The 16780-nt window shown below is 65.6% G+C and carries 21 protein-coding genes; 4 read left to right on the top strand and 17 right to left on the bottom strand.

The genetic code is table 11. The features are described from left to right. Positions 1-140: 140 nt before the first annotated feature. Positions 141-695: an RNA polymerase sigma factor gene (locus tag ASE56_RS13770; protein WP_056230823.1), complete on the top strand. Its 555-nt coding sequence runs from the start codon at positions 141-143 to the stop codon at positions 693-695. Beyond that, positions 692-1768, top strand: coding sequence for a DUF4349 domain-containing protein (locus tag ASE56_RS13765; RefSeq protein WP_056230820.1), 1077 nt, complete (start codon positions 692-694; stop codon positions 1766-1768). The genes ASE56_RS13770 and ASE56_RS13765 overlap by 4 nt, the downstream gene beginning before the upstream one ends. A gap of 330 nt (positions 1769-2098) precedes the next feature. On the opposite strand, the gene ASE56_RS13760 is transcribed toward ASE56_RS13765, so the two are convergent. After that, on the bottom strand, positions 2099-3136 hold the full coding sequence (locus ASE56_RS13760) for a hypothetical protein (protein WP_056230817.1): 1038 nt from the start codon (positions 3134-3136) through the stop codon (positions 2099-2101). Positions 3137-3160: 24 nt separating this feature from the next. Here ASE56_RS13760 and ASE56_RS13755 point away from each other — a divergent pair, with 24 nt between their 5' ends. Then, positions 3161-3469 (top strand): hypothetical protein, encoded by a 309-nt coding sequence (locus ASE56_RS13755; protein WP_056230815.1) that lies wholly within the window; start codon positions 3161-3163, stop codon positions 3467-3469. Between the two features lies 1 nt (position 3470). Here the strand turns inward: ASE56_RS13755 and ASE56_RS13750 are convergent, their stop codons facing one another. The 14 genes from ASE56_RS13750 to ASE56_RS13695 all read right to left on the bottom strand — a co-directional run bounded on the left by ASE56_RS13750 (position 3471) and on the right by ASE56_RS13695 (position 14701). Continuing rightward, positions 3471-4499 (bottom strand): hypothetical protein, encoded by a 1029-nt coding sequence (locus tag ASE56_RS13750; RefSeq protein ID WP_156371744.1) that lies wholly within the window; start codon positions 4497-4499, stop codon positions 3471-3473. Positions 4500-4574: 75 nt separating this feature from the next. Beyond that, positions 4575-6347, bottom strand: a complete 1773-nt coding sequence (locus ASE56_RS13745) for an AIPR family protein (protein WP_082450705.1) — start codon at positions 6345-6347, stop codon at positions 4575-4577. A gap of 57 nt (positions 6348-6404) precedes the next feature. After that, a complete protein-coding gene (locus ASE56_RS13740) occupies positions 6405-6761 on the bottom strand; it encodes a hypothetical protein (protein ID WP_056230808.1) in 357 nt (118 codons plus the stop codon). After that, positions 6758-8314 (bottom strand): hypothetical protein, encoded by a 1557-nt coding sequence (locus tag ASE56_RS13735; RefSeq protein WP_056230806.1) that lies wholly within the window; start codon positions 8312-8314, stop codon positions 6758-6760. The genes ASE56_RS13740 and ASE56_RS13735 overlap by 4 nt, the downstream gene beginning before the upstream one ends. Next, positions 8292-8477, bottom strand: coding sequence for a hypothetical protein (locus ASE56_RS17075; protein ID WP_156371743.1), 186 nt, complete (start codon positions 8475-8477; stop codon positions 8292-8294). The genes ASE56_RS13735 and ASE56_RS17075 overlap by 23 nt, the downstream gene beginning before the upstream one ends. Then, on the bottom strand, positions 8462-8893 hold the full coding sequence (locus ASE56_RS13730; RefSeq protein ID WP_056230803.1) for a hypothetical protein: 432 nt from the start codon (positions 8891-8893) through the stop codon (positions 8462-8464). Before ASE56_RS13730 ends, ASE56_RS17075 begins: the two co-directional genes overlap by 16 nt. 169 nt (positions 8894-9062) lie before the next feature. Then, positions 9063-9281 carry a hypothetical protein gene (locus tag ASE56_RS13725; protein ID WP_056230799.1) on the bottom strand — a complete coding sequence of 73 codons (219 nt, stop codon included), beginning with the start codon at positions 9279-9281 and terminating at the stop codon, positions 9063-9065. Further along, positions 9281-9745 carry a hypothetical protein gene (locus tag ASE56_RS13720; protein WP_056230797.1) on the bottom strand — a complete coding sequence of 155 codons (465 nt, stop codon included), beginning with the start codon at positions 9743-9745 and terminating at the stop codon, positions 9281-9283. Before ASE56_RS13720 ends, ASE56_RS13725 begins: the two co-directional genes overlap by 1 nt. Continuing rightward, positions 9745-10077: a hypothetical protein gene (locus tag ASE56_RS13715; RefSeq protein ID WP_056230795.1), complete on the bottom strand. Its 333-nt coding sequence runs from the start codon at positions 10075-10077 to the stop codon at positions 9745-9747. Before ASE56_RS13715 ends, ASE56_RS13720 begins: the two co-directional genes overlap by 1 nt. Beyond that, positions 10074-10355, bottom strand: a complete 282-nt coding sequence (locus ASE56_RS13710) for a hypothetical protein (protein ID WP_056230793.1) — start codon at positions 10353-10355, stop codon at positions 10074-10076. Before ASE56_RS13710 ends, ASE56_RS13715 begins: the two co-directional genes overlap by 4 nt. A gap of 314 nt (positions 10356-10669) precedes the next feature. After that, on the bottom strand, positions 10670-11593 hold the full coding sequence (locus ASE56_RS13705; RefSeq protein ID WP_156371742.1) for a hypothetical protein: 924 nt from the start codon (positions 11591-11593) through the stop codon (positions 10670-10672). Continuing rightward, positions 11590-12171, bottom strand: a complete 582-nt coding sequence (locus ASE56_RS17070; protein ID WP_156371741.1) for a hypothetical protein — start codon at positions 12169-12171, stop codon at positions 11590-11592. Before ASE56_RS17070 ends, ASE56_RS13705 begins: the two co-directional genes overlap by 4 nt. Positions 12172-12233: 62 nt before the next feature. After that, on the bottom strand, positions 12234-12698 hold the full coding sequence (locus ASE56_RS13700; protein ID WP_056230788.1) for a hypothetical protein: 465 nt from the start codon (positions 12696-12698) through the stop codon (positions 12234-12236). 68 nt (positions 12699-12766) lie between these two features. Further along, positions 12767-14701, bottom strand: coding sequence for a hypothetical protein (locus ASE56_RS13695; protein ID WP_056230785.1), 1935 nt, complete (start codon positions 14699-14701; stop codon positions 12767-12769). 236 nt (positions 14702-14937) lie between these two features. Between ASE56_RS13695 and ASE56_RS13690 the strand changes: the two genes are divergently transcribed. Next, a complete protein-coding gene (locus ASE56_RS13690) occupies positions 14938-15537 on the top strand; it encodes a hypothetical protein (protein ID WP_056230783.1) in 600 nt (199 codons plus the stop codon). A 1-nt stretch (position 15538) separates the two neighbouring features. Here the strand turns inward: ASE56_RS13690 and ASE56_RS13685 are convergent, their stop codons facing one another. Further along, complete coding sequence (locus tag ASE56_RS13685; protein ID WP_156371740.1) at positions 15539-16012, bottom strand: hypothetical protein; 474 nt, start codon at positions 16010-16012, stop codon at positions 15539-15541. After that, positions 15987-16745 carry a hypothetical protein gene (locus tag ASE56_RS13680; RefSeq protein ID WP_056230781.1) on the bottom strand — a complete coding sequence of 253 codons (759 nt, stop codon included), beginning with the start codon at positions 16743-16745 and terminating at the stop codon, positions 15987-15989. Before ASE56_RS13680 ends, ASE56_RS13685 begins: the two co-directional genes overlap by 26 nt. Positions 16746-16780: the final 35 nt, after the last annotated feature.

Raw genomic sequence — 16780 nt, 5'->3', positions numbered from 1 at the left:
TCCGCTCGCTCCCGCCGGGCACGGGGTTGTGCACCTAGTGCTCATAACGTGCGTACATCCGTGAGACGATCCGCGCGGGCCGGACACCTCTGAGTGAGAGAGTGCTTCCCGGGGCTCACCCGGAGAGCGGAACGGATGCCATGACCCACGGAGTCATCGACGACAGGGCCCTCGTGGCGCGCGCCGCCGGCGGGTCGGAGGTCGCGTATCGCGAGCTGTATCGGGCGTACGCGCGACCCGTGTACTGGATCGCTTTCGGTCTGGTCGGCGAGCCCGCGGACGCCGAGGACGTGGTGCAGGAGACGTTCGTGGTCGCTTGGCGGAAGATTCCGTCGCTGCGGCTTGAGGGCGAGTCCCTGTTGCCCTGGCTCGCGACCGTCTGCCGGTTGCAGGCGCAGAACCGACTGAGGGCGCGTCGTCGCCATGGATCGCACGCGGCGCTCGACGACGAGATCCCCTCGGCCGTCGACGTCGAGGCTCAGGTCGTGCAGGCGCAGACCGTGGCCGCGATCCTGGCCGCCGTCGATCGGCTCAGCGACCTCGACCGCGAGATCTTCCGCCTGTGCGCCGCCGAGGGCTACAGGTACGAAGCCGCCGCCGCCTCGCTGGGCGTGTCGCACGGGACCGTTCGCAACCGCCTCTCCCGCATCCGCTCCCGGGTGCGCGCCACCGCGATGGAGACGGAGACCCCATGACCACGCCCACTCTTCCCCCTCTCCCCGCTGACCGGATGGATGCCATCGAAGCCGCCGTCTTCGGCCGGATCGCCGACGAGCGCGAGCGCACGCGCCGCCGTCGTCGCGGGATCTGGACGGGCGCCGGAGCCGCGGCCGCCGTGGTCGTGGTCGCCGCGTTCGTCGGCCCGTCGCTGACCGCCACCTCGGGGTCCAGCGGATCGAGCACCGTCGCCGGGGCCGAGAGCCAGGGGCTCACGGACCAGTACTCGAGCGGATCCGCCCTAAACCCACCCGTCGCGCCGATCGCCCCGGGCGAGCAGGCCGCGGGGTCGTCCTCGTCGTCCGGGGCCGCCGCGGGAGACGCGGCGGCGCGCGACGCGGCGAGCCGCGACATCGTCGCCACCGGCTCCAGCACGGTCGAAGTGGACGACATCGCCGCGGCGATCGACGCGATCGGCTCCGCCGCGACCGGGGCGGGCGGATACGTCGAGTCGTCGCAGCTGGGCGGTGCGATCGGCGCGGTGCCGTACGAGGGCTCGGCGACCGGGCCCGCGGCATCCTCGGGCTGGATCACCGTGCGCGTCCCCGCCGCCGCCCTCGCGAGCACGATGGACGGACTGCGCCAGGTCGGAGTGATCACGGCCACGACCGTCAACCGCTCCGACGTCACCGAGCAGACGGTCGACCTGCGCGCGCGCGTCGCGGCCGGCGAGGCTTCGGTGGCGCGACTGACGGAGCTGATGGCGAAGGCGGGCTCGGTGTCCGACCTGATCACGGCGGAATCCGCCCTGGCCGAGCGACAGGCGCAACTGGACTCCGACCGTCAGGTGCTGCAGTCGGTCGAGACACAGGTCGCGATGTCGTCGCTCAGCGTGCAGCTCGTCGAACGCTCCCCCGCCGTCGCCGCCGACCCCGCCGGTTTCGGCGACGGGCTCGGCGCCGGCTGGAACGGTCTGGTGGCCACGCTCAACGGCATCGTAATCGGCCTCGGCTTCTTGCTGCCCTGGATCGCGGTCGCGGCAGTGGTCCTCGCGGTGACGTGGGGCGTGCGCCGGGCGCTGCGGCGCCGTCGCGAGGCGCGCGAAGGCTGAGCTGCAACGCTCAGCAGCCTCGGACCGACGGAAGGAGCCGGGGATCGGATGCCGGATCGTCTCGGCATCCGAGTCCGCTCGAGCGTCCGCGAGCTCCTTCTCCCCGGCCGCACCCACCACAACGACGAAGAGCTCCGACCATTCGGTCGAAGCTCTTCGTCGTGTTGGTGACCCCAGCGGGAGGTCAGTCATATGCGCGAAAAGCCCCCAATCGCGGGCGGGACATGGGACAATCTGCGGCAGAGCGGGCAAAGTCGCTATACAAGTCGCTATACAGGTTCGTTCTTCACCCCACGCCGAGGGGGTCAACCGAATCACAACCGAGTGTTGCTAGCCAACGTGAGGGCCGTGCGGGATACGACCCGGCTGGTCTTGATAGGGCCACAAAATCTCGTCGTACTCCTGCATCGTCCCGCGCCGCGGCGCGAGTTCGTATCGCATGAGGTCTGCCAGCCCCGGCTGCGTCTCTTGCAGCTCCACGTAGCCCAGCGCGAGACGACATACAGGACATTGAAGCCTTGCTGAAAGGGGCGCCTGTGGGATGAGAACCGCGGTCGGCACGTCATTCTCCCAATCCACAAGTTCAAGGTCATCTGGGTTGTCGATGTCGTCTTCTGTCTTCACGAGTACCTCCGCCTGGAAGCCGCAGGCGGGGCAATCCTCTCGAAACACCTCCAGCGGGCCAGGAGGGAAGAACACACTCCCCTGGTCTTCCAGCACGGACATCAGGTGCCGCGCGTCAGCTCGAAGAATGCCGCTGCTTGCCGCTTCCACTCGAAGCTGCGCCTCGCGGACCTTCACTGCTACGTCGGCGCGGACAGCGCCAGCCCGCTCGTCGATGAGTTCACTGACAAACGCGAGCCGCCCACTCCCCCAGAACTTCTCCCCCGTCACCTTCAGGTGCGGGAGAAGAACGCCGATAACGCGAGCGAGCGATGTCAGCGATTCGCGTAGCCCGTCGGTCTCGACTGCATACATGTGCACCACTGCGTCGCGGCGTTTGACGACGCGTTCTATGTCGTCGTTGTAGTCCGTCAGCCCGCCCACCGTTGCCGCGGCGAGACCGCGCACCAGGCTCATGTCGGTACTGGTCTGAGCGCTCAACCACTCGACGCTCACTGTCGCTGTTCGATGAGCGTGCACCATCGCCGCGGGGGTCGTGGGTTTCAGCCCGCGCGGCACGAAGAGGAGTGCGGGAGAGACGGTCGCGACTACGGCGCGGAGGGCGAACTCCATCGCCATCCCTGCGCGCACTGCCGCAGACGCGACATCCGCGCGTTCCTCCGCAGCGACGGCGTCGAGCGCCAGGCACGCCATCTCCGATGATGCTCGCACGAGGTGCTTGCGGAAGGCCTTCTTTGTCCCCATCACCCCATTGAATCGCACCGCCAAATGTCGGCGCTCGCCCGTATTGTCAGCGCAGTGCAGCACTGGTCCCCGATGTCGCAGCTTCAGCGCGGCATTGAGCAGGGCACATGGTTCATGTTCGACCGCTCGAAGCGCATCGCGATACTCCGGGTCGTTCCTATCCGTGGGACCGACCGCTCGCTGATTCGGTCTGTCACGTACTATCCGGACCCGACAGAGCGTCAGCTCATCGGGTACTTCCCTAACGACGCGGGCGGGCTGAAGCTCGCCGCGGTCGTCACCTGGCAGGAGTGGGTGCGCGCCACCGGCCCATCGCAGAGTAATCGGCGGTGAGTCAGAACGGGGTGTCCGCGCCGAACCGGCCGGGGGCGACCCAAGGGTCAGCCGGTTGCACCGCGACTACCACCTGCGCCGCCTCCCGTTCGAGCCGAGCCTGCTCGTCCCGCGCTGCGACAGCATCAGCTTCCCGTTTCTCGCGCGCTGCCACAATGTCGCGCGGCTCTCGGTCGGACAACCGCACCATGAGTGCACCCACCACATGCATCATCAGCCAGGCATCAGCCTTCGTCACATCTCCCTCGCGGTGACGATGAGCATTCCCGCGGTCTGACCTGTCGGCGTTCACCCACCCAATCAGCGGCTTCATAAGGTTGCGGTCAGCAGGACTGATGACGCGTTGACTCTGAGCCTTGTCGAGTTGGTCGGACACTGAGTTGCCCTCCACACCGAGGGCGCGGAAAAACTCCTGGAGAGAGGTCGCCGCCTGAGTGAGGGCCACATCTGTCTCTCCTTTGGAGAGACGCGTCAACGCACTCTGGAACGCTTCGGAGGCCGTTCTAAAGTGCGGGTCGTCCGCAAGCAGAATGGTTGCGGGTCGGAGCACCTCGGAGTGCATCACGAAGTTGCCCCTCTCTTGGAATCTGCCGTCCTCGAACGACCAGCCGACCCGAGCGTGCAACAGCCTGTCGTTTACGACCTCGATGAGTGTGTCGAGGCTGTACTCAGGCGGATAGTCCGGCCGATTCTCATGGGACTCGATTAGCTCGTCGTCGTTGTGCGCGAGCCACGCGAACGCGCTGATGACAGCGGCCAGCACGTCCAATCGCTCCGCATCCGTGCCCTCACCTTGGAGCACTTTTGGGCTTAACCACCCCTGGTATTCCGGGGCAAGCAAGCGTCGGTCCGCACGGTTCCATACTCGATAAGCCGCGTTTGTGAGCTGCTCCACCGCGACGAAAACCTCACTACCTACGGAAGGCGGGCACACATCCAGCCAGGTGACGCCCGCCTGGGCTTCGGCGGCAGCTTGCTCGCGACGACGAATCAGCTCCGAGGGCAACGGGTCCATACGGGTATCTCGCACGCGGTCAGCGTATCGAGCGTTTGCTCGACGCAATGGCATGTCGGGGACGTGGTCAGCACCATCCCGATGTAACGCCTACGGCTTCCCGTTCCACGAGAGGATGTCGTTCACGAGCTGGTCGCGCAGCGCAAGGCTCTTGAAGGCATTGTCTCGCTCCTTCTTGTCCTTCTTCGCGCCGACAAGCGCGTAAAGACGCTTGTGTACGTCTTCGAGCATCGCGTCCGTGGGCGTCGTCAGCCGAGCCTTCAGCACCACCGGCGTATGGTCAGCTTTGGCTTTCACCCCGGAGAGCCGCAGCGCCACGCCCGCGAGGATGAAGAATCGGTCGTTAGTCGGGTCATTGGAGATTGCGAGCGCAGCAGCCGAAGTCAGATACTTCTCGACCTGGACCTGCATGTCCAGCAGCTTGGTATACACCGCCATGTCCACCGTGTCGGAGAACACCCGCCGGTAGCCCGCCTCCGTCTTCAGCCGGTCGCGGGGCCGCGCGCGGGCGGTCTCCGGCTCCAGCAGAACGGCGGCGATGATTACCTGCGCCAACTCCAGGATGGAGCGAATACGAGAACGCGAAACCTTTCGGTTCCGGTACTGCCACCGGCGCCGCTCGTAGAACCACCCCTTCGTTTCAAGGAACGTCTCGATTTCGAGCTGGCGCGAGTCGTTCGCGTAGAGCTGGACGCTGTTCACCTGAGTCTGGTTGTTCGTGCCCTGGATGACCGACTCGCGCAGCTTCGGGTCCAGCTCGCTGATGACCCGGACCAGCAGACTCTCCTTGCGGCGCTTGCTCGTAATGACCGAATCGTTCGCCGCTTCGTGGATGACGTTGGTCGTCTGCAACCCGTTCACAATCTGTGGGTTCACGAGCAACCAGGAGCTGTCGCTCTGGTAAGCGACACGGTCCACGATTATTGTGACTCCGTTATTCATCCACCAGAACGCCGTATCGCTGTTCGTAGAGAGCGTGTTCCGAATAGCAGCGTTGACCGGGGTGCTCGACCCGGCGAACTCGCGCACATTCGTGGTGAAGAACTCGTCTCGAAGGACCGCCGTCTTTCCCCGGCGTACGAAGCTCAGCAGGTCGCCGACGGTGACCAGTCCGAGCAGGGCACTGCTCTTACCGTGCTTCTCATCAAGGGGCTTGGATGCGAACTTCAGGATGCCCTCGACATCGCGTGGCGCGTTGCGGAGCTTCTCGATGCCGTCGGCGGTCAACAACTCAACGGCTACTTTCGTCGAAGACCCGAGGTGACCTTCAATCATCTTCTTTAGGTCACCAGCTCGGCGCTTGTCTGGCTGAGTGAGTTTCGTGTCAGCGATGGGCTGCATCAGGTAGACAGTAAAGCTGCGGATGGGGTCGAGCGACACAAGCTTCGAGCGGTAACGCCGGTAGGCATCGACCTGGGAGATGACCTTTTCGTTCAGCGGGTATGTGCGCAGGTCGGCCAGGCTTTCGTTGGAGAGGATGCGGTTCAGTGACCCGTGAAGCTCCTGGAGCGCCTTCCCGTCGAGTGCGCCGTCCATCGTGGATTTCGACTGCACCACCACGATGTCGAACGGCACATTCTTAGCCACCCCAGCGGGCGCCGTCTTCACGCGGCTCAACCCGCTTGTCGCCTGCGATACTGCCTCGGTCTGGTTGACGATGATGTGGAACCCGTCGATGCCACCGTCATGCGGACCTTCGGTGATACCGGCCTGGATGTCCGGCTCCGAGAGCTGAAACTGTGCAAGCGCGAGGCTTGTTGCGAACTGCATGAAGGCGAGTCCGTCGCTGAGTGTCGGGAAGTGAAGTTTCTTGAACTCTTCGAACTTGAACTTCACAACTTCCTGAGATTGCGTCAGCGCCATGCGGTCACTCTATTGACGAAACTCGGTGCCGCATCTTCTCGCAGAGCGGCGTGTCGGTCAGACCCGCACCCCGACCATCTCCCCGGGCACCCCGGATACGTACTGCACCACGAGCTGCTGAGCGCGGCGAGCGGGAAGCGAGAGGTCGTCCACGTCAGCACCGGTCGCCAGTCGCAGCCAGTCCTCGGGCACTGCGGCGAGTATCGTCCGGCACCGCATCGCCCGATGCGCAGTGGCGAACCGCTCGCGGACCGAGTGCACGATGCGCGGCGCCGCCAGCCACGCGAGCGGTATGCCGAGAAGCGACGCGAGTACCGTGAGCGGCGCGCCCGGAGTTGCCGTGAGCACGGCGACGGCCGCGAGGGCGACGAAGCCCCCGCTGGCCGACGCCATGAACCGGACCACGACCGTCATGCTGCCTCCGGCAGCATTGCGACAGCGAACTCCAGCGGGATTCCCGACACCCAATACGGTTGCGCTCGCTCCCAATCATCAGCAAGCCCCCCGTACCGGACAGCGAACGCATTTACGTAGTCAGCGGGCGCACCGGAGTCGAAGATTTCTGTAGCGAGTCGCAGCGACTCTGGCCCCCAAGGCCGGAACTGTCGGGTGAGCGTCGCGAGATACTCCGCCGGAATCCCGTGTTCCATCGCTTCGCGGAGTGCCGCGCAGGTGTTCGGCAAGTCGTGCGTCCGCCAATCGACCCCTCGGGAGTCTGCCGGATAGAGGAATCTCTCTCTCCCCAGGAGGCGCACAAAATCGGGGGAGAGACCGGCCTCGAAGGCTGCGCGCCAACCGCCCGGCCCGCTCACTTCAGCCTCGACTAGCTCGTCGATGTACCGGTTGTACTCATCTAGGTCGTGGCTTTGCGACCGTGCCCACACCTCGTCCGGGTCGATGACCTGCGGCGTAGGCCCATCCACGTAGCCGATGGCCTTCACGAGTACGCTCCAAGGAACCGCCAACTCAACCGATTCGGGGTAAACCACGTCCCATTCGGTCGGGTTCTCCCGACGACGGTCATAGGGCGACTTCTTCACGGGCGCCCATTTCAGAGCACCGCATACGAGTGGAGAGCGGACGAACGCTTCAAGCTCTGCGTGTCGCGGAGACTCCCCCGCCTGGTCCCCCGCTGACAATCGCAGCATCCGGAAAATACCGTCCAGGTGAAGCGTCGCTCGCTCGCTGCCGACCGAGATAACGCGCGCGTTGTATAGCGCGCCCACGTCTGGCGTTTCCCGGCCCGACCACTGCCAGTGGCGCGCCTGCGAATGGTCGCCCGGATACGCGGGATTGTCACGGGCAACCAGGTACAGGACAGCGCGCCAAAGCATGTCGGCATCCACGAACGGGCGCTCACTGAGGTGCGTCAACGTTTGCGCTGCGGTGATGTGAACTGGCTGGAAGTCCTGAACACCGTGAAGCAGACCGGCGGCGTGTGCGATGGTATCGGCGTCCACGGTTCCCAGGCGATTCACGAGGGCCATCAGTGCCGCATAGTCAAGCTTCAAGCGGACGGGCTGAATGTCGAACACTCCACCTTCGTCGGGCGAGTGCCAGTATTCGACTTCGTCCGCGACCAGGACATGCCGCCCGAAGGCGTTTACGGCGAAGTCGTATGAGTTGGACCACTCGTCCTCACGGGTCGCCATCTTGGAGAACTTCCCGTCGTCGCTCACCCAGCCGCACAGCTCATAAAGGTGCAGGAACACGGAACCGTCGGCGTCAACATGGGCGATGACCTGTCCGTCGCGTCCGTCCGCCGTAGGGTCGAGGTTTAGCTCAGCTACGAGAAGCGGCGGCGTGTCGTTCGCGAGGTACCAATCGGGATTCGGCTTCTTCGCGTCCGCGAGCGCGGCTAGGACGAATCGCCAGAGGTCGGCGACGCTTGGGCGCACCCGCCGGTCGAGGTAGGTGGTGAACTGGTCGGGCGTCGTGGGGCGCTCATCGGTGATTACGTAGGTCATTGCTGCTCCTTTCTGCGCCGAGTTCGGTCGCGGTATCCCGGAGCTGACGCAGCGAGTCAGCGTGGGCGGTCTGTGTGAAGGCTTCACCGGCGTCCGGGCACGCGGCCTTCAGCGCGTCGTAGAACGCGATGCTCTCCGCATCGGTCGTCACCGTGCCGCCCATACGTCACCTGCCAGCGCGCTCAGAAACTCGATTGGGATGCCGTCGCGCCACGCTTCGATGAGCTGCCACGCATCGGTCACACCGGCACGTTGCGCGGCACGCGCATACTCCGGGTCTACCTCAGCCGCGAGCACCGCATCGAGCGCTCCGTCGTCGAGCGCCCATGAAGCCAGCGCGACCTCCTGACTCGCGCGCGTTCGGGGTTCATCGGCCACGAGGAAGACAGCCGGATGTGTAAGCCAGGCGTCCTCCGAATGGGTGCCACACGTGCGCGCCTTCGGAATGACGATGAGGTCCGCGCCGTCGTCATCCATCCAGGCAAGGACACCGCGACTGTCATCCCACTCGCCCTGCCACCCCTGGCGTGCCGCACGAATCTGCTGCACCAGGTCGGCGACGGTCTCGAACACGCTCATGGTCGAGCCTCCAGAACCACACGGACCGCGGCACGGTCGTCTAGACCGTCGCATCCGGGGATGAGCGCGCGCGCCGCGGTCGCGATGCGAGCATCACGCTGCGCGTTCCGCTCCACGGCTCGACGGTCACGCCACAGGATGAGATGAGCTGCGACGACCGCGAGGGCGCTCATCGCACACCTCTGTCGCGCGAGCGGTGCCCTTCCCGAAGTTCACGCAGCCAGCCCTCGATGGTCGTCACGGCGACGAGTCCAGCGGAAACGAAGAACACGAACAGCGGCACGTACAGGAACGCCATGAAGCCGAGCCAGGGCGTCAGCAACCACCCGAGCACGAACCATGCGAAGAACGCGGTAATGAACCACTGCTGGTAGTTGGGACCGACCATCACAGCTCACCGCCCTTCTCAGCAGTGGCCACGATGGACCGCCAGTACGCGAGCGCCTCGTCCGTGGACTCAGTGCGCTGCATCTGCTCCAGCACCCCCGGCGTGAGGACGGCCTGCCACTTCGCGACCTCCGCACGCAGCTCCGGCGTCGCGGTCTCCAAGTCGAAGTCCTCCAGCCGGGCAACGCCCGCCAGGTAGGCGTCCAGAGCAGGTTCGAGGACACCGTAGAGCGCCTGGCACTCCGCGGTCTTCGCGTCCACTCCGGCGCCGCCAGCGGTCGCCGCCTCAGCCGACGAGGACAGCGTTTCGAGGTTGTTGGTCTGCGGGTCGTAGCAGACGGAGTAGGCCGTGTTCACAGCGTCAGCGGTCTGGTTCGCCCAGGCGGGGATGGCGATGGCGGCACCAACGGTCGTGACTACGGTCAGAACGACGCCTCCGATGATGAGCATGGGGTCGGTAGCCATCAGCGCACCTCCCCAGCGAGCGACGCTTTCACGTCTTCGATGAGGTTCGACACTTCCGTCAGGATGCCGGATGCGTTCGAGACGAACCGCTCGCCCGCCTCGATGCCGCGCTCATCGCCGGTCTCGGCAAGAGCCTGGGAGGCTTCGTGAGCCTGCTGCGTGCGCTGGTCCACGGTGCCCGCGACGTAGCCGGACGCCGCGGAGACGACCGCAGGGCTGATGCCCGGACCACCGAACAGCACCAGGCTCACGATGAGCAGCGCCCAGAAGCCCTTGCCGGGCGTCGAGAAGCGACGGTGTGCGGGGGCGCCGTCCTGGTAGTAGACGCTCATCGTGCACCGCCGAGGTTGTGCTCGACCGCGTATGAGTGAGCCACGTACGTGGCGACGAACGTCTGGTGGCACCGCGGCTTCGCGAGCTTCGCAACTGCCGGAGTAGCGAGGGCTACGGGGCAGAGCACCGCGAACACAATGGATGCGATGAGCGGAGCTGCTGTCGCTCCGATGGTCGTCGCGAGGATGAGCCAGGCGAGGAAGCACGCGCCGCTCGCGGCGAATGCAATCAGTGCCGCCTTGCGGAACTGAGCGGTGGTAGAATGGTGGACGAACATGGCGTTCCTCTCCTTCGGGATTGGGCCGGAGCTGCTAACTCCGGGTTCTTGTTTCTTGCTTTGAAGAGCCGGGCCGGAAGGTCCGGCTCTTCGTTTTTGTCAGTATGCAGTTGTCGAAGAAATCTTCGTTACTTGACTTCCCCTTACCTATATGATAACAGCACATACGTTCTAAGGTGAGCGAGCGCGCTCACCCTCATGTAGGCGGCGCTGAACGAACCGGCATGTGCAGTAAGGCGCATGGCTTCACAAGGCGCCCGTCCATCGCGGTGACCCCGGCAGGGGCGGAACTATCGCTCCTGCCGGGGTCACCGTCAGTCGTACTTGAACCGGAACTGCTCCGACCCGAAAAGCCGGGCAATCTCAGCCTCGCGACGAGCCTGGTCATCCGCATCGGCCAGAGCTTCCTCGGACCGCAGATGCTCCATCCGAATCGAATACTGCTCCGGCGTCTCCTGGTCGTACGAGAGACCGTTCGAGCCGAACGGCGTACCGTTCACGTTCATGTAGCCGAGCGGAGTCAGGTGCCACTCCGCTGGGTTCACGTGGAAGCGAGAGCGCGGGTCCACCCGAAGGTTCGAGTCCCGCCACGTGCCGACAGCGGTGACGCCGTCCTCCAGCCAGCGCTTACCGGTGGCTTTCGACTTCGGCAGTGCCTGGAACTTCACCTGGCCCGACTCGTAGCGGCGCTGAAGGTCAGCTCGCTGCTCCGCGTTCATGTCGAAGTCATCGAGACCGGTCACAGGGTCGATACCGGTCACGGGGTCGCGACCCTCGCTGATGCGACGAGCGGTGCGGAGCGCGATACCCACGCCGTCCTGGTAGCGGTCCACCCACTCCGCAGCCGTCATCCGCGGCAGATGCTCCGGTATCTCCCCGGTGAACCGCTCGATGGCCGAGCGCAGCTCGTCGAGTTCTTCTGGCGTCCGCTTGTCCTGCGGCGGCGTTCCTTCTTCCAGCCTCTCGATGGACGCCCGGAATGCAGCGTCAGCCTCGGCCTCATCGCGAGCCTCTTCACGGCTGTCGCGCCAATCGATGAACCGGTCGCGCAGCTTCTCCCACCAGGCGCGCGTATCCGGAAGCGGCGTTCCGGGACGCGGATAAAGACGCGCGCGCGCCTCCGCATCCCTTGTCACCGGCAGCGCGCTCGTGCCTACTCGGCGGTGAACGTGACGCCGATGCGCCGCGCTCCACACACGCTGCTGACGGGGCGCCCCGCCGTATCGTGACTTCGTCATTCTTCTCCAATCGGCTCAGCAACGAGCCAGGTGTTTGAGGTGGCCGCTCCACCTTCACGGGGTAGGCAACTCACGAGGATGAGACGGCCCGAATAGGCCTGTGGGTCGCTGTACGGGCCTTGTGCGCCCGCGTCACCCTTCAGCGCCGACCACCGTTCGGTGACGCGCCATGAGGTTCCCAACGCCTCGATGCGGTCGCCGACCTGGAACGTCAGGAACACATTCCCCGGTGCCGTTCCACGTCCGAGCGAACGTGCATGAGCAGCCAGCCAGATGGGGCCGTCCGGGAGGCCGTGGACACGGAAGACATGCTCGAAGTCGGGAGGGTCGATGACGAGGTCGTCGCCCACAGTCAGCTCTTGGATGTCCGCGATGACGTGGGTCGGCGGCGCATCCGGCGACTCTGAGGTCTCAACATCCGGCACCTCTGTCGTGACGACGGAAGGCGGCGTCATCGTTGCGGTCGAAGCGGTCGGTGAGGGCTGAGACGCGGGCGTCTGCACGTCGGTCGCTACGGCACACAATGCCGCAGCGGAGAGGAGCAGTCCCGCTGTGAGCAGGAGTGTGCGGTTGAACACGGGTCACCTCCGGAACGCGAAGAAGCCCACTGCGACAGGAGCAGTGGGCTTCTTCGAAGTGGTCAGCAGGACGAACGGAAGTAGACGTAGATGCGTCGCATGTCGTCGCCGCCAGGGTTCACCATCGTCCACTGCATGTTCCCGCCGACCCAGCCGCCGTTCGCGGCCCAGACACGGTTGCTGTTGTCGGTGGGCCACGGCGAGTCACCAGCGGTAGACGTACCGAGCCACGACGCCGCCTCGGCGCCGGACAGGAACCGGCCCGCCGGGTAACAGCGGTGCTGAAGGGACGACGGGCTGTTGACGGCAGCGGACGAAGTCTTGACGGTGACGGCGGAGCGTGCGGCAGCGTTCGGCTGCACGCCAGCCGTGAGCGGTGGCAGCGCGACCGTTTGACCGCCGTTGACGACGGCAGTTCGCACTGCGGCTGGTTGAGGCGTGGTCGCGGACGCCGCGGCGCCGGTGAACAGGACCGCTGCGAGAGCGGTGACAGCTCCGACGACGGTGAGCTTCAGGGAGTTCTTCATGGGGTGTCCAATCTCGTGTCTAGGGATGTAGGCGGCTCACCCTGATGTCAGAGCGAGCCGTCTACGAGTCAGCCTTCGGCGCGACGACGGAGTATGGCTGCGGAGAGCGCGACGAGGCCGAGGATGCCGAGACCTCCGGCAGCGCCGAGCGTGAGCAGAGCGGGGTCGATTCCCGTCTGGGCCACGTTCTGAGAGGCGACCAGCGGACCGGAGTCACCGGTCTGGAAGTGCACATCCTGCTTCGCGGGCGCGGTCGGCACCGAGGCCGTCGGAGGAGCGACCACCGCAGGGGTCTCCTGTCCAGGGGTCGGCTCCGGGTCCGGCGTCACCGGGGTCTCCCCCGCCACGACAGCGATGCGAACCTCGCCGGGCGCCGCAGCGTCAGGACGTACCGGGCCGTACCCGGTCTCCACCGTCTCGGCGACGGTGAAGCCGAAGCTCAGCTCTCTCGGCTCTGCGGAACCCTGGTACTCGAAGCCATTGGCGACGCGTGTAACGCCTTCTGGCAGCTCGGCTGCCTGCACCTCGGCCATCGACGGGCTGAGACCCGTCAAACGGCTCGCTGCGAGCATCTCCTCGTCAGAGATGAAAAGAGCGGTCGAGACCGGGATGCGGCGTTCGACGACGCCTCCAGCAATGTCGCGTGGAAGGGACTCGGTGCGGACCTCAGCGGTAGCCCGTGTGCCATCCGCCAGGAGCACAGGAACACCGCTGATGCCAGCAGCATTCATCCACTCCGCCGACCCGAAGTCGAACGTCACAACCGTGCCGCTGACCGAGACGGTGAGGCCCGAGGGTGCGTTGTAGTCGATGCCGATGAACTGCTGGTCCTTCGACCACAGGCCACCGGTCGCCGGAAGCACCAGCGTGCCGTTCTCCGCGCTCGGGAGCGCGACAGCGACGACATCGCCGAGGTCCGCCAGGTCGATGGACACTGTCTTCGTCGGCTCACCGGACAGAGCGCCGATGCGGAAGCTCGGCGTCTCGGTCTGTGCACCGTTGCCGTAGTCCGTGAGGCCGAAGCCCGCGGGTGTTCCGAGCGGCGCTTCGCCAGAGACCATGCGCGGTGCGGACGATGCGACAGTGCGCTCACCGGTCGGCGCGATGGCCTCGCGAGGGTCAGCCCACGTGAGATAGTGACCGCTGCGCCACTCCGCCTTGTCGGCTGCGCTCCACATGGGGATGCCGCCGTCGTAGGTGGCTTCCGGCGCGTTGCCGACCCACGCGAACTCCGAAGCACCGTCCATACCCGAGTTGCCAGTGATGGTGACGGGAGCGCTCGTGACACCGGTCGCGATGTGCCGCAGGGTCACCGTGACTCCATACGTGCTGTTCGCGTCGAAGGGCACGAGGCGGACCTTGCCGTCGGCGGCAGTGGTGGTGGACGCGATGCCGGTGCGCGGGAGCGCGGTGACATCGAACGCGAACTCCGACCAGTCGATGCGGTCGAGGAAGCCGCCCGTCGGGCCTTCGACCACACGAAGCGGGAGAACCTGCCACGAACCGTTCGGCGACTCGACGGTGCGGCCAACGAGCGAACGGAGGTCGAGTTCCACCTCGTCCGGCGCGGCGTTGCCCTCCGGCGTCGCGACACCGGAGATGTATGCGCTCTGCACCTCGGGCATGAACTTCTGGAACACGGTCAGGGGCGCTCCGGGCGATGTCTGCGCCGTGCCACTGCCGATGAACGTCATGCCGTCCACGGTGTCTCCCGGCGTCAGGGCGGGAGCCTCAGCGGCCGGAGCGGCGTCTGCTGCGACGACAGGCTCAGGCGCCTGCGCCGCGGGCACGGACTCGTCAGAGGCCTGCGCTTCGTCGCTGGTGGGCGCTTCGGTTTCCTCCGCGTTGACCGTCAGGTCGGGGACCAGAGTCTCTTCGACGGCGACGGTTGCGGTTGGTTCGGTGGTCACCTCGTCAGCCGCGAGAGCGCTGCCAACTGGCGTCAGGAGGAGGGCGAATGCTGCGACGGTCGCGCCGCAGCTCAGGAGGGTCTTGTTCTTCATACTGTTTCCTTTGCTGGATGCTCCGTCTCGTCGGTCGAGCCGGAGGAAGTACATGTGATGCGCGCGAGGTACGCCTCGTAGCGTTGGCACTGCGCTGGGGTCGTGGCGCCCGCGGGGTCGAATCCACGGCACCGACCGAGGTCGTGTTCTTCTTGAAGCGTGCGCTGCACGCTGGCAGCCGTAGTCGCCGACTACTCGGTGACGAACTCGCGGGCCGGTGCCGATACGGTGAACGCGTGAAGAAGCAATCACACCTCGCGCCGGTCGGCGTCAGCCTCATCGCGCTATCGCTGACGTTGACGGCCTGCTCGGTGGAAGCGGCGCCGCAGGCGTTCGCACCAGGCGCATCCGCGACACCGACGCCGACGCCCACCAGCCCCACCGTTGGGGCCGTCGTCGATTCGCAGCAAGCGGCGGACATTAATCGCGACTCGCAAGGGCAGTTCCGCGCCTACGCCATGCCCGATGGAACGAATGTCGTTATCGACAAGACCGCACCGCTACCCGATGTCGTGCAGGCGGATGTGAACCGTCAGGGCGCGGAGTACGCGAACACGTACGTCGCAGACGAGGGCGGTAATGAGATGCTTCGCGACCGCACGTCACTCATGGGCCGCGTCGCCTACAACACCGGCAAGCGGACCATTATGGTCGTCCGTCTCGACGGATATCTCACTCCGGACGACGAAACGCGGACGACGAACTACTTCTACAACGGCTCCGGACCGAAGCCTGATGGGGTGTTCCGCAACCGAGAGCAGGTTGTCCAGAACCTCAACGAATGGTTAGCGGCGCAACCCAACCCGAACGATTTCGCCGTCATCTGGCCCGACTGATTCAGCAACTCGCGGAGATGACCCCGCGGTAGCCGTCTACGTCATTCGAGTACGGGGTGACGTGGATAGGCCCATCAGTCGTGCGGAGCGTGAACGAGTTGCCTGGCTGGGGCGCTCCGACGTACGGGTTGTACGCCGCGACGAAACGCGTTGCCTCGCACAGTGGAACGATGTTGTCGCGGTCGTCCCGCAGCTCGTACCCGCGGCCCAGCTCGGCCGTCAACGCCTCATCCGCCGTCGGCGGTGGTCGCTCCGTCGGCGATGCGCTCGGCGTCTGCGAGGTGGACGGCGTTGACGGCTTAGTCGGAGCCGCGGACGTAACAGCGGGCGCAGGCTCTGCGGACGGCGCCGAGTTCTGTGACAGCGCGAACCAGATGACTACGCCCACGATGGCCGCGATGACCACGAGCACCGGGACGAGGCCGATGCGCACTTTTCGCGGCGTCGATTCACTCTGAGACACGGTGAGCCTCATACGGCTTCAGACGCTTGATGAGTTCAGGCGCAACGACCGCGATGAGAATGCCCGCTCCGAGGAACAGCAAGAACCACCAGGAGAAGAAAAACGCCGACCAACCAACGACGAGCGTCTTCAGGAGCTGCACGCCGACAGCACGAGCGAGTGAGCCGAGAGCCAACGCCGAAACGAACATCGCGCTAGGGGAAATCTCCAGAGCGAAGTTCGACGACTCTCGCAGGTGCTTCGCGAGCGAGTCGATACCGATGTCAGCCTTCAGCCGCGCCTTGAACGCGTCGAACCGACCGGCAATGCCGGTGGCCTCACGGAGACGGTGAATGAGCAGGCCCAGCGCGAACGAGCACGCGGCGACCGCGAGGACTGTCCCGATGAACTGCGCGACCTCTGTGGAGCCGAACAGTCCGACGAGGAACGTCTGAGCGACGAGCGAGATGAGTCCGAAGGCGAGCGCCTGGAGCGCGACCCAGAGACCAGAACCCGCCTGCACCCACACCCACCACCGCTCCCCCACGCTCTTTCGCAGCTCAGCGACGGAGCCATCGAAACGATGTGGGAGACGCATGGGGAGACCCCGGCCCGTCGTCTGCACGGCGAACGAGAGCGCGGCGAGGATAACGAAAACCGTCGGTTCGAAGACGGCGCGTTCTTGGAGGAACGCGACGAGTCCCCAAACTCCGGCGCCGATGATGAGGGCGACGATGGCCCTTGCTTTCATGATGTCGAGCGACATGGTGCCCTCCTTTCGGGCGGTATGGGAACGCCTGC

The sequence above is a fragment of the Microbacterium sp. Leaf203 genome (genome assembly GCF_001421275.1).
GTDB lineage: Bacteria > Actinomycetota > Actinomycetes > Actinomycetales > Microbacteriaceae > Microbacterium > Microbacterium testaceum_A.
This window is presented reverse-complemented; position numbering and strand designations above follow the sequence as displayed.

Excerpts from the sequence above, each read along its gene's own strand:
- ASE56_RS13725 (WP_056230799.1), bottom strand. The coding sequence starts at position 9,281 with ATGGTCGGTCCCAACTACCAGCAGTGGTTCATTACCGCGTTCTTCGCA.
- ASE56_RS13745 (WP_082450705.1), bottom strand. The coding sequence starts at position 6,347 with ATGGCGCTGACGCAATCTCAGGAAGTTGTGAAGTTCAAGTTCGAAGAG.
- ASE56_RS13695 (WP_056230785.1), bottom strand. The coding sequence starts at position 14,701 with ATGAAGAACAAGACCCTCCTGAGCTGCGGCGCGACCGTCGCAGCATTC.
- ASE56_RS13720 (WP_056230797.1), bottom strand. The coding sequence starts at position 9,745 with ATGGCTACCGACCCCATGCTCATCATCGGAGGCGTCGTTCTGACCGTA.
- ASE56_RS13760 (WP_056230817.1), bottom strand. The coding sequence starts at position 3,136 with ATGGGGACAAAGAAGGCCTTCCGCAAGCACCTCGTGCGAGCATCATCG.
- ASE56_RS13715 (WP_056230795.1), bottom strand. The coding sequence starts at position 10,077 with ATGAGCGTCTACTACCAGGACGGCGCCCCCGCACACCGTCGCTTCTCG.
- ASE56_RS13735 (WP_056230806.1), bottom strand. The coding sequence starts at position 8,314 with ATGACCTACGTAATCACCGATGAGCGCCCCACGACGCCCGACCAGTTC.
- ASE56_RS13700 (WP_056230788.1), bottom strand. The coding sequence starts at position 12,698 with ATGAAGAACTCCCTGAAGCTCACCGTCGTCGGAGCTGTCACCGCTCTC.
- ASE56_RS13740 (WP_056230808.1), bottom strand. The coding sequence starts at position 6,761 with ATGACGGTCGTGGTCCGGTTCATGGCGTCGGCCAGCGGGGGCTTCGTC.
- ASE56_RS13770 (WP_056230823.1), top strand. The coding sequence starts at position 141 with ATGACCCACGGAGTCATCGACGACAGGGCCCTCGTGGCGCGCGCCGCC.
- ASE56_RS13755 (WP_056230815.1), top strand. The coding sequence starts at position 3,161 with ATGTCGGCGCTCGCCCGTATTGTCAGCGCAGTGCAGCACTGGTCCCCG.
- ASE56_RS13685 (WP_156371740.1), bottom strand. The coding sequence starts at position 16,012 with ATGAGGCTCACCGTGTCTCAGAGTGAATCGACGCCGCGAAAAGTGCGC.
- ASE56_RS13705 (WP_156371742.1), bottom strand. The coding sequence starts at position 11,593 with ATGACGAAGTCACGATACGGCGGGGCGCCCCGTCAGCAGCGTGTGTGG.
- ASE56_RS13680 (WP_056230781.1), bottom strand. The coding sequence starts at position 16,745 with ATGTCGCTCGACATCATGAAAGCAAGGGCCATCGTCGCCCTCATCATC.
- ASE56_RS17075 (WP_156371743.1), bottom strand. The coding sequence starts at position 8,477 with ATGGGCGGCACGGTGACGACCGATGCGGAGAGCATCGCGTTCTACGAC.
- ASE56_RS13765 (WP_056230820.1), top strand. The coding sequence starts at position 692 with ATGACCACGCCCACTCTTCCCCCTCTCCCCGCTGACCGGATGGATGCC.
- ASE56_RS13710 (WP_056230793.1), bottom strand. The coding sequence starts at position 10,355 with ATGTTCGTCCACCATTCTACCACCGCTCAGTTCCGCAAGGCGGCACTG.
- ASE56_RS13730 (WP_056230803.1), bottom strand. The coding sequence starts at position 8,893 with ATGAGCGTGTTCGAGACCGTCGCCGACCTGGTGCAGCAGATTCGTGCG.